Annotated in this window: 12 protein-coding genes and 1 other RNA gene; 4 read left to right on the forward strand and 9 right to left on the reverse strand. The window is 51.5% G+C overall.

Features of this window, described 5'->3' with window-relative positions; translation table 11 throughout:
* Window positions 1-120 precede the first annotated feature (120 nt).
* Window positions 121-825, forward strand: coding sequence for a pirin family protein (locus WFO64_RS18630; protein WP_337013525.1), 705 nt, complete (start codon window positions 121-123; stop codon window positions 823-825).
* 52 nt (window positions 826-877) lie between these two features.
* On the opposite strand, the gene dolP is transcribed toward WFO64_RS18630, so the two are convergent.
* The 4 genes from dolP to WFO64_RS18650 are packed head-to-tail and all read right to left on the reverse strand — an operon-like array spanning window position 878 to window position 4,441.
* Complete coding sequence (gene dolP / locus WFO64_RS18635) at window positions 878-1,450, reverse strand: division/outer membrane stress-associated lipid-binding lipoprotein (RefSeq protein ID WP_337013526.1); 573 nt, start codon at window positions 1,448-1,450, stop codon at window positions 878-880.
* A 14-nt stretch (window positions 1,451-1,464) separates the two neighbouring features.
* Entirely contained in the window at window positions 1,465-2,052 is a 588-nt protein-coding gene (gene diaA / locus WFO64_RS18640) for a DnaA initiator-associating protein DiaA (protein WP_003855538.1), read from the reverse strand.
* A gap of 14 nt (window positions 2,053-2,066) precedes the next feature.
* Window positions 2,067-2,462, reverse strand: coding sequence for a YraN family protein (locus WFO64_RS18645; RefSeq protein ID WP_337013527.1), 396 nt, complete (start codon window positions 2,460-2,462; stop codon window positions 2,067-2,069).
* Entirely contained in the window at window positions 2,420-4,441 is a 2,022-nt protein-coding gene (locus WFO64_RS18650) for a penicillin-binding protein activator (RefSeq protein WP_337013528.1), read from the reverse strand. The genes WFO64_RS18645 and WFO64_RS18650 overlap by 43 nt, the downstream gene beginning before the upstream one ends.
* 62 nt (window positions 4,442-4,503) lie before the next feature.
* Between WFO64_RS18650 and rsmI the strand changes: the two genes are divergently transcribed.
* Together rsmI and rnpB are read left to right on the forward strand one after the other, a co-directional pair.
* A complete protein-coding gene (gene rsmI / locus WFO64_RS18655; protein ID WP_337013529.1) occupies window positions 4,504-5,370 on the forward strand; it encodes a 16S rRNA (cytidine(1402)-2'-O)-methyltransferase in 867 nt (288 codons plus the stop codon).
* A gap of 33 nt (window positions 5,371-5,403) precedes the next feature.
* An RNA gene (gene rnpB / locus WFO64_RS18660) (RNase P RNA component class A) lies at window positions 5,404-5,782 on the forward strand.
* 487 nt (window positions 5,783-6,269) lie between these two features.
* Here the strand turns inward: rnpB and WFO64_RS18665 are convergent.
* The 4 genes from WFO64_RS18665 to flhD all read right to left on the reverse strand — a co-directional run bounded on the left by WFO64_RS18665 (window position 6,270) and on the right by flhD (window position 10,700).
* On the reverse strand, window positions 6,270-7,076 hold the full coding sequence (locus tag WFO64_RS18665) for a class I SAM-dependent methyltransferase (protein ID WP_337013530.1): 807 nt from the start codon (window positions 7,074-7,076) through the stop codon (window positions 6,270-6,272).
* Between the two features lie 171 nt (window positions 7,077-7,247).
* Entirely contained in the window at window positions 7,248-9,629 is a 2,382-nt protein-coding gene (locus WFO64_RS18670; RefSeq protein WP_337013531.1) for an HAD family hydrolase, read from the reverse strand.
* Window positions 9,630-9,790: 161 nt separating this feature from the next.
* Window positions 9,791-10,330, reverse strand: a complete 540-nt coding sequence (gene flhC, locus WFO64_RS18675) for a flagellar transcriptional regulator FlhC (RefSeq protein WP_337013532.1) — start codon at window positions 10,328-10,330, stop codon at window positions 9,791-9,793.
* A gap of 10 nt (window positions 10,331-10,340) precedes the next feature.
* A complete protein-coding gene (gene flhD, locus WFO64_RS18680; protein WP_337013533.1) occupies window positions 10,341-10,700 on the reverse strand; it encodes a flagellar transcriptional regulator FlhD in 360 nt (119 codons plus the stop codon).
* A gap of 528 nt (window positions 10,701-11,228) precedes the next feature.
* Between flhD and WFO64_RS18685 the strand changes: the two genes are divergently transcribed.
* On the forward strand, window positions 11,229-12,662 hold the full coding sequence (locus tag WFO64_RS18685) for a methyl-accepting chemotaxis protein (RefSeq protein WP_337013534.1): 1,434 nt from the start codon (window positions 11,229-11,231) through the stop codon (window positions 12,660-12,662).
* A 170-nt stretch (window positions 12,663-12,832) separates the two neighbouring features.
* Here the strand turns inward: WFO64_RS18685 and WFO64_RS18690 are convergent, their stop codons facing one another.
* Complete coding sequence (locus WFO64_RS18690; protein ID WP_337013535.1) at window positions 12,833-13,708, reverse strand: methyl-accepting chemotaxis protein; 876 nt, start codon at window positions 13,706-13,708, stop codon at window positions 12,833-12,835.
* Window positions 13,709-13,756: the final 48 nt, after the last annotated feature.

Genomic DNA, 13,756 nt, shown 5'->3' on the forward strand with positions numbered 1-13,756 from the left:
CTGTCAGGAAATTTGAACATGCCCGGCAGATTAACTGGCTAACAATCCGGCGTCCAGACTTTTACCATGGGGGAATCATGTCCGTGGCCGATCCTCGTCACCGGATACTGGAGGTAAATAATGATAACGACACGCAGTGCGTCCGCATGTGGTCAGGCCGATTTCGGCTGGTTGCAAGCCCGCTACAGTTTCTCTTTTGGCCACTATTTTGATCCCAGGCTGATGGGCTACGCGTCGCTACGCGTACTGAACCAGGAAGTGCTGGCAGCGGGTGCCGCTTTTCAGCCGCGTACCTATCCTCAGGTCGATGTGCTGAATATTGTGCTGCAGGGTGAAGCGGAATACCGCGACAGCGAAGGTAATAAGATCAGCGTGCGGGAAGGGGAAGTGCTGCTGCTTTCTGCTCAGCTGGGTGTGAGTTACACCGAAATTAACCTGAGTAAAGATCGTCCGCTGACTCGCATGCAGCTGTGGCTGGCCGCCTGTCCGGAGCGCGAAAATCCGCGGATGCAGAAAATTGCTCTGACGGATGGCCGGTTGTCCCAGCTGATCGCCTCGCCGGATGGCGTTGACAACAGTCTGCAACTGCGTCAGCAGGTGTGGATTCACCAGGTCGAGCTGGCACCCGGCGAACGGCACTCGCTGCGATTAAAGGGCCCGCGAGCCTATCTGCAGTCGATTCACGGTTCGCTGGAGGCGATGTCCGGTACGGATAATAATGAGAAACTGGGCTGTGGCGATGGCGCGTTTTTGCAGGAAGAGCAGCTGTTGCAGCTCACGGCGAAAACCGCGACCCGTGCGCTGATTATCGATATTCCGGTCTGAAGATCCGGCAATAAAAAAGGCGGCCATGGCCGCCTTTTTTGCGTGTTGCCTGTTATTTCAGCATGGTAAAGGCGGTGGTGACGTGCTTTACACCACTGACGCGGCTGGCGACATCAGCCGCGGCCTGCGCTTCCTGTGAGGTGACCAGACCCAGAAGGAACACTTCGCCATTCTCCGTCGTCACCTTCACGTTGGATGATTTAACCTGATCGCTGCCGAGCAGCTGCGAGCGGATTTTGGTGGTGATCCAGGTGTCTGACGACGTGGTACCCAGCGTCACTTTCTGGCCGATACGGATCTCGTTATAGACCTCGGTTGCGCCATCGACGCCCATGGTGATCTGTTTGGCACGATTGGCGATCTCCTGCGAAGGTGCCTGACCGGTCAGCAACACTTTGCCCTGATAGGCAGTGGCAATAATACGGGCATCGGTTTTAATCTGCTGATCTTTGGCCAGCGCGTTAGTCACGCGTAGCTCCAGCGTGCCGTCATCAACCTGCGTACCGACCGAACGGGGATCGGTGGCCGTTTTGGTGGCAACCGCTGCGCCACCGGCCACAACCGCGACGCAGCCCTGCAGCAGCATGGCGGTTAACAGAATAGCTATAGCATTCAATGCTTTCATTCGTACTCCTTCGGTCATTCCTGATGGGGAAAGAGAGTGTTATCGATCAGATCGCATAAGCAATTAACGGTAAGCATATGCATCTCCTGAATACGGGCGCTGCGGTGCGACGGAATACGGATTTCCACATCCTGCGGCCCCAGCAGTCCGGCGAGCTCTCCGCCATCATACCCGGTAAGCGCAACGATAGTCATATCGCGTGTTACCGCCGCTTCTACCGCCTTAACGATGTCGCGGGTATTGCCACGGGTTGAGATAGCCAGTAACACATCGCCTGCGTGTCCCAGTGCGCGCACCTGCTTGGCATAGATTTCATCATGCAAACGGTCATTACCAATCGCAGTCAGCATCACGTTGTCGGCGCTCAACGCCAGCGCCGGTAAGCTGGGGCGCTCGGTCTCGAAACGGTTGATCATGCTGGCGGCGAAGTGCTGCGCATTGGCGGATGAGGCACCGTTGCCACAGCTCAGGATTTTATTGCCGTTCAGTAACGACTGCACCAGCGTCATGGCCGCACGGGAGATGGCATCGGGCAACGCCTCGGCTGCGGCAATCTGAGTTTGAATACTTTCGGTAAAACACGCTTTGATTCTTTCCTGCACACGACCACCTGGTTCTAAACGTCTGCATTAAAGGCATTCGGCAGCCACTCGAGCGCCGTGCCGGTAATGGCGATGATGTCGAAACGGCAATTCACTGTTTCAAAACTGCCGCCGCGTTGCGCCAGCCAGAGAGCGGCAGCGCGCAGCAGCTTGTGTTGTTTATTCCGGGTTACACTGGCGAGCGCGCCACCGTATCGCGCATTGCGTCGGTAGCGGACTTCAACAAACACCCAACAGTGCCCGTCACGCATAATCAGGTCAAGTTCACCATGACGAAAGTGAACATTACTGGCGACCCATTTCAGGCCAGCCTGTTCCAGATAGCGCCGTGCATCTTCTTCATGCCCGGCACCAATCTGACGGCGATTTAGTTGGCCGGTGCGATTTCGCCCCGACGATACTGGTTCCATGTCAACTTCCTGTTGATCACACAATCCGCATCGGCGCTGAGCTTGCCGGTATTGCCATCCAGGGTAAAGCCAGGTGACTGACGCATCTGGTTAAAGTGGTTCGCCAGCGTCCAGGCATCCATTCCCATGGCATAGAGACGCACCAGCGAATAGTCGTTATTAAATGACTTCGACGTCTGTTGCATCAGGCCAGGATTGCTGCCGGAGAGCAGCGGAATATCGCTGAACTGCAGGCCATCCATTTCCAGACGGAAGTCTGGCCCGGCACCGGCTTGCGCGCTGCGGGAGCTGGCGTAGAGCGAGAGGTTGCTGCGACTGCCCGTGCGCATGGTGATCATCGGTTTGATCAGCTGCAGTTCATCCTGCGTTGAGACGATGTAGACCGCATCAACGCCGCCGCCGCTGCTGGGGCTGACCACGTCTGGCGTGCTCTGCTGTGGTGCCGGAATAGTCAGGCCCGCAATCGAAACGCCCTGTGGCTCAGCTGGTGCAGCGTTCACCGGTGTACCCGATAAGCTGATGCCCGCGCCGCTGTTGATGCCTTGTTTCAGCTCAGAGGTCGAGCCAAAGCGCTGCTGCATCACGGTGCTACCACCCAGCGTCTGCCACTCCTGAGCAAAGGCATTGATAACGCGGTCGCCCAGTCCGCTGCGCGGGACCAGCAGCAGCGGCTGGCGTTTACCCTGTTCCCATATATGGTGCGCGGCATCGCGCGCTTCGTCTTCAGGAGAAAGCGCAAAGTAGCAGATATTCGGATGGTTCTGGATCTTTTCCGGCTCGTTGAGCGCCAGGACATTTAGCGGCGTCTGGCTGTTGGCAACTTCCTCAACATTGTTCTTCAGCAAGGGGCCGACCACGATAGTGGCTCCATCTTGCTGTGCCTGCTGCATCACCTGCTCAATCGGCTGGCTACTGGTGTCATAGACCTTAATCTGTGCGTTGCTGGTCGGTTGGGCTGCAGCAGGCTGCGCCTGGGGCTGGGGCGTGGCTTCGGCAGGCTGTTGTTGCGGCGCACTGATCGGATCGGTAGACGAGCCAGCGGCGGCTGCAGGTTGCGTGCCGGCTGTCGCATCTGCAGAGGCGGGCTGGGCAGCCGCAGGCTGTGCGACGGGCGTGGATACGCCATTCTTCGCGTCATTAAAGCCTTTCTGAATCGCATTGGCGAACACCTGCGCCTGACCATTCAGCGGCAGCAGCAGTGCAATGATGCTGGTTGAGGCTTTGGTATAGTTCTGCATCTGGCTCAGCTGCGTCGGCAGCGTTTTGGCCGCCGGGTTTTGCGGATAGCGGGTCTGCCAGTCTTTAATGCCTGACTTGAGCATCTCAGCATCCTGCGCATTCGCCCGCCACACCGCCAGCAGATCCAGCCAGCCCTGCAGCACATTTTCGTCGGCATTGATGACCAGGTTGCTGACGTCCTGCGGCGACATCTGCGTCAGAGTCTGCCAGGTGGCGTCAATATTGCCCTGATGATCGGTGCCTTTCAGGAGCGGCTCCTGGGCAATATAGGTTCGTAGCAGCGAGAGTGAAGGACGACCCTGATCGCTGGCAATCTGCAGGCTGTAATAACGTGCCAGCTGATCCTGTGACAGTGAGCCGGTTTTCACTGCAGCTAACAGCGGTTCAGCATCTTTGGCTTTCTGCTGTGCAATCAGCAATTGCGCTTTCAGCAGTAGGGATTCCTGTTGCTGCGTCTCAGAGAGTTGCTGTGGCAACTGGCTCAGTTGCTGGGTCGCCTCAGGATACTTTCCTTCCTTCAACAGGGCGCGGATTGCAAGTAATTGCCAGTCGGTCTTGCTATCATCGCTGCTTTGCTGCGCTTGCTGCAGATAGTAAGCGGAGCTGGCGGTGACTGGCCCCTGAATATTGACGGTTGAGGTTTGCGGCCCCTGACCGCTACATGCGGCTAAAATCAGCCCAGCAAGAATGACAGGCAGAAAGCGTCCTGCTTTATGACGAACGACTTTTGAAGGAAGCATACTGTATCCAGTGATGTTTTTTTCAAGATGCTCAATATTAAATCGGCAATTCGGATGAAACAATGAAACAACTCGATCGGGCAGAGATTTCTGCCAGCACGCTCTACATCGTTCCAACCCCGATTGGTAATTTGGGTGATATCACCCAGCGGGCGCTGACGGTGCTTTCGAGCGTCGATCTGGTCGCTGCGGAAGATACACGTCATACCGGGCTGTTGCTACAACATTTCGCCATCAATGCGCGACTCTTCTCACTTCATGACCACAACGAGCAGCACAAGGCTGAACTGCTGCTGACGAAGCTGCAAGAGGGGCAAAGCATAGCCTTAGTTTCTGATGCTGGCACGCCGCTAATTAACGATCCGGGTTACCATCTGGTGCGTCGCTGCCGTGAAGCGGGCATCCGTGTGGTGCCGCTGCCGGGTGCCTGTGCCGCCATTGCTGCATTGAGTGCTGCAGGACTGCCATCCGATCGTTTCTGTTACGAAGGGTTTCTGCCCGCCAAAACCAAAGGCCGTTGCGATGCTCTGCGGGCGCTGGTGCAGGAGCCACGCACGCTGATTTTCTATGAGTCGACCCACCGTCTGATCGACAGTCTGCAGGATATGGTGAGTGAGCTGGGTGCCGAACGCTACGTGGTGCTGGCGCGCGAGCTGACTAAAACCTGGGAGTCGATCTACGGTGCACCGGTCGGCGAGCTGCTGGCGTGGGTTAAAGACGATGAGAATCGTCGCAAAGGCGAGATGGTGCTGATTGTCGAAGGTTACGAGACCGATGATGAAGACGCGTTACCGGCCGATGCGCTACGTACGCTGGCGCTGCTGCAAAAAGAGCTGCCGTTGAAACGCGCGGCTGCGTTGACCGCTGAGATCCACAGCGTGAAGAAAAATGCGCTTTATAAGTATGCGCTGGCGCAGCAAGAGGCGTGACAAACGCTGGCGAATGTCCTATTATCCCGCGCCGAAGCTGACCAGACAGTCGCCGCTTTGTCGTCGTCCTCACTTGTGGGGAGACGGGCAGAGGGGAGGAAAGTCCGGGCTCCATAGGGCAGGGTGCCAGGTAACGCCTGGGAGGCGCAAGCCTACGACCAGTGCAACAGAGAGCAAACCGCCGATGGCCCAGAAATGGGATCAGGTAAGGGTGAAAGGGTGCGGTAAGAGCGCACCGCGCGACTGGCAACAGTTCGTGGCACGGTAAACTCCACCCGGAGCAAGGCCAAATAGGGGTTCACAAGGTACGGCCCGTACTGAACCCGGGTAGGCTGCTTGAGCCAGTGAGCGATTGCTGGCCTAGATGAATGACTGTCCACGACAGAACCCGGCTTAACGGTCAGCTTCGACTTTTTATCAAAAACCCCGCTTCGGCGGGGTTTTTGCGTTTATGAGCGATATAAGGTCAGCGATTGAATGACTGTGCACGACGCGCTCTATGCAAAGAACGCGACTGAGCAGTCAGCGTCGACTTCTTCCAAAACAAACACTGACACATCCTGGCGATAAACGTGATAGGTCAGTGTGTTACTCGTTCAATAAACTTTCGGCTCAGGGTCTATTATCACCGCTGCAATTGAGGAGCCCTTTTTTTGACTGCACAATCCTGTCTCTTTTTCTGGTAGCAGACCTCTTGTATGACAGTTTTTGATCCTGTAAACGTTCTTGCGATGTTCGGCCGCAACAGGGTTAATTCCTCCTGCCGGTGCTGTTAAATCCACTCTTTATTTTATCTGCTGTCTGCCTGGAAAAAGACAGTGTGCCGATACCGGCCACTCGTCATTCCTGCGTCTGTGACCAGATTGGTCGCTTGAGTTTAAATGCTGCGGCTAACAGCTTTACCGTTTAGCCGCGGCTTCATTCTGCATTTCGATGACTTTTAAATAGTTCCTCAGGCGGTTCATTTCCAGGCGCTGTAGTAGGTCGTTTTGATGGTAAGGAACCAAATGCTCAGCCAGTTCTGCAGCCCATGATGCTTTCTGACTGAATAGTACGCCTAAGCCAAACACAGCGGGAATCAGTGCGAGGATGAATTCGTCACCGAACGACAAATAGAAATCCTCGACTGCTGTCAGCACGCCATTGCGCTCCCCGCCTTCATGACACGCATACGCAAACTGACCCATGCCATTAAAACCGTCCTGTACCATGCCGGAGACGCCAGGTATTACGCCGCCTTCATAACTAAATGGCTGACGATATTTTTCCGGAATCCGATCTGGCTGATAATAGGAGTCTCTGCGACCACTGGGCCAGCCCACATCGTGTATAAAGGCCAATAAGGGTTTGTTGTCACGCTGACATTGTACATGGATATTCTGCAATTCGTGATAAACCGTATACCAGTTGTGATCGCCGTCTATAAACCACACGTCGGTATTATTTAGCGCTTCAAATGCCTCCAGGCTGGGTCTGGCTATATGGGTAAATGACTGAGCTGATTGGGCCCAGCGTTTGAATGCATCTGAGGGTGCCGGATCTACACTGGTCAGATGCGCACCATGATCGCAAGCCCACTGGTTTACCAGGGTTGTCAGACCACCATGTTCGGAACCAATTTCGACCATTCTTGCAGGCCGAAAAATATCAAGGGCAGGTAAAATAATAGATTCAAATTCACCCATGGAATGAATGAGCAAGCTCATAGATGTAATCCTTCATCATTACGTTTACAATTAAAAATCTGCGCGAAATAGCATGTTGACTAACCGATATTTAACCCGGAATAGACGTTTCTATTAATCGCTGAGCATCCAGATTCATTAATATGAATAAGGGTCTTCAACCCTGCTTAAAATAAAAGTGTGTTAATCGAGTTATTTATACTTTGAGTCGTCAGCGTTTTTTTCTTTTAGCGGGCGATAAATGAAATGTAACACCGACTTCATTTTCGGCTCGGGTAGTTTGAAATAGATGAAGCCTTCATCCTGCATGTTCACTGCCAGATTATTGATCTGCGTTGCGCCATCAATAAAGTAGTCTTTATCTTTTTCTAGCAGGCATGACTGCTGCTGTTCGGTGCTTTTATACAATGCTTGCTGTGACGTCATGCTGGCGCTATAGACTTCGAAGTCACTCAGTGATTTTCCGATAGCAATGACCACTTCAGGGGTGACCAGCGGGATATAGATTGAGAAAAAACCGTCAAAAGTGCTGGTGGCAAACAGTTTATTAATCATGGGAGGCTGCTCGCCACGTATAAATAACACCTCCAGTTCTTGCTGGCGCTGCGAGCCGTGAGATAAGGACCAGGAAAGCGCATAGCGGGAAGCGGTCATCAATGACAGGGAATATTCCATACCGCAATTGCGCAGTTCAGAAGGCGTATTGGTACGCGTCTCACTGTTCTCATCCTGGGCCAGACGCGCAACACCATAGCGGCGCATGTAGCTAATCGCTTTCTGGACATCGACCATTTTTTGAGTCGCATCAGTACCCATATTAACGTCGAAAGTCAGGCGTTGCAGCAGCTCCGTTTCAACCGCCAGTGGGAAGTAGGTATAGCGAACCAAATCGATGGCCGCAGAGTCCCACAGCGCCGCTGAGTCTGGAATTGCCTGTTCATCCGCCAGCCTGACGCATCGTATTGCTTCACGCTGAATCGCTGCTATTGACGATAACATGTTTGCGGAAGGGCTCTCGCTTTCGCCAATCGGCTCGCCATTCTCACTGTAATCCACCACCGAAAAACCATGTGAAGAGCAGAGCATTTCAAAAGAGGCAATAAATCGGGTCAGAGTACGAATAAACCGGAAATCAGCGTTGTCAGGATTAACCAGCGCGGTGCGGTTGTGATGCCAGCCAGGTGTCCAGGCGGCAATCAGATAACAGCCGCGTACATGAATATTCAGCGCTTTTTCCAGCAGTGGTGCCAGCAGGTTTTGTGCCGTACCCGCATAGCCAAGATCGACCAGCATTAAGGTTTCACCTGGCTGCAGATGCAGAGTATTTTGCAGATGGGCGATCAGGCGCCGCCGACAGGCCGCTGAGCGGGAAAGGGTTTCCTGCACCACCTCGCGGGCCAGAAGTAACTTATAGAGTTGCTCTGTGGAGTCATTATGCTTTTTTAGCTGAGACGCAATCTTTTTTTTCCGCACTTCGCTCAGCATCAGATGTCGGGCAATCATGGCGAACCCCGATGGCGTGACTCTCTCGGCCGCCCGTAGCGTTTTTCCCAGATAGTCGACAATACTTTCACGCGAGTGAAATGAACTCTTTATGGCGGTAAAACGTGAAATGCTGAGTGAGGCGGATGTTTCCTCAGGATAGAGCGCATGATACGCCTCGCGTAGCATGTATCCATCACGCATTAAAAAGCCCAGCCGGATGCCTGGCGTAAGGTCGCGTTGCTGTTTAAGGAAGCGTGCAAACGCGTAGAGAATCGGACCCAGTACGGTCCAGCCGGTTAATTGCTCAGTGCTGATTTCATCACGTAACGCGATGGAGTAACAGGCATGAAAAAGCGAAGGAACCGGTGCGGCTGCCCCACAGGCAGGAAACAGCAGCTTAGCCGCCACGGTGCGCTGTTCCAGTACGTTGGTAATCATCGCTTCATTCTGTTTAAAGTGAACGGCGGTGATGCCCACTTTTGCCGGCTTCAGGTAATCAGCCTGCAGGTTATCACCCGCATGAAAAATATCCTGTGGATCCACCTGCTCGAGCTGAATGATTTCGGGCCAGAGTGCACCTGTTTTGCCGCGTCCGTATTCTGACGAACAGTAGATATGGTCAATCAGGGTCGGGATTTCATCGCAGTGCGACGCTAACAGGCGTTCCAGCTGTCTGGCAGTAAAATAGGTATCGCTGACCACGATGGTGCGGATACCGCGCATTTTCGCCTGGCGCAGCAGTGCCAGCGCGGGCAGAAAAAGAAAACCGTTTTCAATCTCCAGTTTCAGTTCATGTTCAATCATGTGCTGCTGTTGTTCAGTATCAAACTGGCCCGCCAGCTCCGCATAAATTTCCGCCAGGCTGACTTCCTCCAGACCCGTTGCGATATGCTTTTTCTTTCTGGCATCGGCTTCAGCCCGGGGTCTGGCAACCGGACAGAGCCCATGCTGGAGTTGGGTAAAGATCTCAAAAGGACGGGAAACGTTACGCCAGAAAAGGGTATCGAAACAGTCAAGAGACAAAACTTTAACATCACTTGCCTGAAAAAGTTGTTCGATACGATCAAATGATACCGAAGGCGTGCTCATAATAAATGTCCGGAGGGGTTTGTTATGGAATCATCTTTTTATTTTACCTGATGGACGATAAGCAATATTGAGGAAGTAGCTGAAATTAATGACAGCTTTTTAACAGTTAGCGACGGGCCGGAAAAGAAAACGCACTGTTTCCGGCCGGAGTATTATCTGCGTCAATGAGATAGGTGTGCCTTAGCGCAATTCTTTTTGCTCGCGCGTGAAGGCGGATGGCACAGGCTACAGGTAAAAAGCGTATTGATATAACGCGGCGCAGAAATAAACCTTCCGCCACAGACCGAGCAGGTAATCTGCTCAAGCATATCGCAATCAGTAAAGCGCAATAGTGTCCAGGCGCGGGTAAATTCCAGTACCGGTTTTTCACCCGGCTCACACGGACACTGTTCGCTGTATAATCTATATGCCTTCAACAATGACTCAATAGGACGCTTTTTTTCTGTTTTATGCAGATAAAGATAGATATTGTAAAATAACGAGGAATGAATATTTTGTTCCCATGACATAAACCAGTCAGGTGAAAAAGGCAACATTCCTTTCGCCGGCGAACAGCCTTTTATTTCTTTATAGAGGCGTAATAGTTTTCTGCGGCTGAGCGAGGTCTCGCTCTCCAGTACCTGCATACGCGCGCCAGAAGAGATAAGCTCCATCGCAAATTGCGTCTCATAAATTTCATCTAAAATGCTTTTTTCATTCATAGGGTTATCATCATTTCGCGAGGTTTTGGCCAGAGAGAGAGTGCAGAATATCGGTCGAAAGAATGATGCCGGTATGAATATGCTGAAGCGCATCAATACGGGAATCCTTTGTCAGGAAGTTGATGACGGCCTCACTGTTGATCCGAAGCTGGCAAATAACCTGATTGGTTGAAGCTAATTTGACTAGCTGCGAAATCGAGAGATCTTTCAGGACATTAATCAAGGGTTCTGGCAGACCGAGTCGAAAGCTTGCCGCGTCCTTATCTCCCTGGTTTATCAATTGCTGGGCCAGTAAAAGATAGGACAAATTCAGGTCATTAATATTCTGAATCTGTTCATTTATTGTATTTTGGGGATGTAAATTTTGCATTTGTTGGCATTTCCTTTAATTATGTTAATTTTTATTAAGACTGGTATCGGTATGACGAAAAGATAATTTCAATGCCGTTTAATATGTGTTGATAAATCTCCGTGCCAGCAACAATAAATATTAAACGATATTATATCCTAAATATATATTCCGGGCGAAGCCTGACGGCATAAAATACGTAAAATAGTATGTTCTATTAGGCTGATAAATACGGTGTTTAAATCGTAATGATAATAGCTACGGATTCCTCTTTGTGCTAATTCCTGTCAGAACAGTTAGTTATGTCACTTTATTTTATACAGGCCGTTAAGCTGATTCATGGCTGTTTTCGCTCTTTAGAAAACCAGCGGCTGAAGGTTATATTACTGAATGGAATTTCCTTTTGTTATGTCCAGAAGTGAGTTTTGTCTCAATACGGCTTGTTGTCATGAAATTATTTTATAATAAGGCTTATTTTAAAAAGAGAATGTTATGAGAATTATTGAAAGGATGAGGGAAGTTATAGGTTGCAGTCGACTTAAGATCACGATGATAGGGGCATTTATCCTGCTGCTGTGCTGCTTTCTGGTGATTTCTGCCTGTTCCTTGTATTCGATTTCACTGATTAATGAGCGCGTTTACGGCTTTACCTTAGGCTTTTATCAGAATGATTATCTGGCGCGAACCAGCAGCTTTCTCCATCATGGTGAAACCACCAAAGCGAAGATCGATCCCTCACTTGCCAAAGCTTATAAAACATTTGACCAATTTTTGTTGGTGGCACCGGTCAAAACAGCTAGCGGTGTTGAGAAAACCAACCAGTTAAAAATCGCAATCAATAACATTAAGACTGATCCCAGCGCGGAACATATCGCAGCCTTTGATCAACTGGCAATGGGGTTTCGCGAGTTAATACTGAAGTACGATGTGAAGGGCACCAAAGACAGCGTTGAAGATGCTTACAACTCCGCAACATCGGTCATTTTCGCCATTCTGGTGGTTTTCCTCCTCGGCTCGGCGATCTTCTACCGCATACTGCGTAAAGAATTCATCACGGTGACATCCGATATCAAAGCCAATATCCGGGCTATCGCGCAGGGAAATTTAGCGGCAGATCAGAATCCGCGGCGTCAGGATATCAATGGCATCCACCGTGAACTGGATGAGATGCGCATTTCGCTGACCCATATTGCGTCCTCAATTAAAACGGCATCCAGCCGGATAGGAAATATTTCTGGAGAGATCGCGTACGGCAATGAAAATCTTTCATCTCGTACCCAAGCGCAGGCTTGCTCACTGCAGCAAACGGCTGCCAGCATGGAGCAGATCAAAACCACCGTCGCCCACAACAGTGACAACGCGAAACAAGCCAATACGTTAGCCGCGGAAGCTAACGAGGTGGCGCAGACGGGATCGGAGGTGATGCTGGAAGTGATTAACACCATGCAGAAAATTGAAAACAGTGCGAAACAGATTGCTGAAATAAATCGCGTCATCAACGGCATCGCCAATCAGACTAATATGCTGGCGCTCAATGCTGCGGTTGAAGCCGCACGAGCCGGGGTTCAGGGACGGGGTTTTGCCGTGGTCGCCTCTGAAGTTCGTAATCTGGCCAGGCGCAGCGCCGAGGCGGCAGAGGAGATTGGTTCGCTGATAAAAGGCTCTGTGACTAACGTCAATGAAGGTACGTTGCAGGTCGCGCAGGCCGGCAGTGCGATGAAAGAGATTGTTTCTTCAGTTGAACAGGTCAGCAACATCATGAAAGAGATCGCCAGCGCCTCTGAAGAGCAAAGCCAGGGAATAAACCAGGTTGCCAGTGCGCTCACGCAAATGGACAGCGTCACTCAACAAAACTCGGTATTAGTTGAAGAGTCCTCTTCTATTATCCAGCAAATGAATCTTCAGGCTACAAAACTGGCCGACATTGTGGAGATATTTGCTTTCGATGAGGATCACCCTTCTTTGCTCAGCGGTAATCTTTAACGGTGTGTCAGGCTAACGCAAGTCCTGGCCAGATGTGATCTGACCGCTGCCGATTATCAGAGCGTAACGGATTACCGGGTGCGGGGGGTAACGCTGATCCTGCTGTCAGGTCACACCGGCCACACCGATGTCCCAGGCGGGCGCCAGATCACATGACCTGGCGCTGCAGGTTAATATTGAATCTCGGATGCCAGCTGATCCAGTAACTGAACAACCTGATGGCTCGCCTCTTCCATTTTCTCCAGCTCGGCTGTCATCTCCGGTATGGCATGGTTAAAAAAAGTTTCCAGTGCTCGCCGACCCGAGGTATGCACAGTAGCATGAGGCTGTTCGAGTTGTTGCCAGGCGACATGCTGCCTGAAGTGACTTCCTTCACCCGTGTAATACCATTTCCCCAGACGACACTCAGTATGCGCATTGACATGGTAATCTTCGCGCTTATCAAGCAGCAGCGTATAGACCTGAAGTTTCCAGATCACATGGTCCAGCTTAACGGTATTGAGAAACTGCAGCGTAGAGATAAACGAGATAATGGACTGCATTCTGGATGATCGTGAGATAACGATTTTGATCAACTCCACCACATGATTGAGATCGGTGTTGATCTGTTCGATCACAGGCCGCTGATCGGCTACTCCCTCACAGACATTCCCGGCACTGCTTTCAATGGCCCTGGTCAGGGCGGAGATACTATTGGCGCTGCTATTCACCTGCTCAGAGAGAAACTTTATCTCTTTCGCGATCACGCTAAAACCTGCGCCTTTGCTGCCGACATGTGCAGCTTCGATAGCCGAGTTAATCGCGATCAGATTGGTCTGCCGTGATAGTTGATTGATCTCAAAGATATATTTATTGATCTCGTCTAAAGAGCATTTGAACTGTGTCAGCGAGTCGGTGTTTTGACTGACGCTCATATCGATTTGGCCAATCAGCGCAACGAGATTCTCCAGCGATTGTCTGGCGCTGCTGTTACGCGCATTGAGTTCATCAATGGCCTGCTGCTCACTTCTCAGATCCTGGCTCGATTTAAGTAGTGCATTCCTCACTACCTCTAAAGTAGGAACCCCTTTCAGTAACTGAGTACAAATAATCCG

This window comes from Pantoea sp. AS142 (assembly GCF_037152305.1).
Lineage (GTDB): Bacteria > Pseudomonadota > Gammaproteobacteria > Enterobacterales > Enterobacteriaceae > Pantoea.

Bases quoted from the DNA above. Each gene is read 5' to 3' on its own strand.
- flhD (WP_337013533.1), bottom strand. From the start codon at position 10,700: ATGCAAAATTTACATCCCCAAAATACAATAAATGAACAGATTCAGAAT.
- WFO64_RS18685 (WP_337013534.1), top strand. From the start codon at position 11,229: ATGATAGGGGCATTTATCCTGCTGCTGTGCTGCTTTCTGGTGATTTCT.
- flhC (WP_337013532.1), bottom strand. From the start codon at position 10,330: ATGAATGAAAAAAGCATTTTAGATGAAATTTATGAGACGCAATTTGCG.
- WFO64_RS18665 (WP_337013530.1), bottom strand. From the start codon at position 7,076: ATGAGCTTGCTCATTCATTCCATGGGTGAATTTGAATCTATTATTTTA.
- WFO64_RS18650 (WP_337013528.1), bottom strand. From the start codon at position 4,441: ATGCTTCCTTCAAAAGTCGTTCGTCATAAAGCAGGACGCTTTCTGCCT.
- WFO64_RS18670 (WP_337013531.1), bottom strand. From the start codon at position 9,629: ATGAGCACGCCTTCGGTATCATTTGATCGTATCGAACAACTTTTTCAG.
- rsmI (WP_337013529.1), top strand. From the start codon at position 4,504: ATGAAACAACTCGATCGGGCAGAGATTTCTGCCAGCACGCTCTACATC.
- WFO64_RS18645 (WP_337013527.1), bottom strand. From the start codon at position 2,462: ATGGAACCAGTATCGTCGGGGCGAAATCGCACCGGCCAACTAAATCGC.
- dolP (WP_337013526.1), bottom strand. From the start codon at position 1,450: ATGAAAGCATTGAATGCTATAGCTATTCTGTTAACCGCCATGCTGCTG.
- WFO64_RS18630 (WP_337013525.1), top strand. From the start codon at position 121: ATGATAACGACACGCAGTGCGTCCGCATGTGGTCAGGCCGATTTCGGC.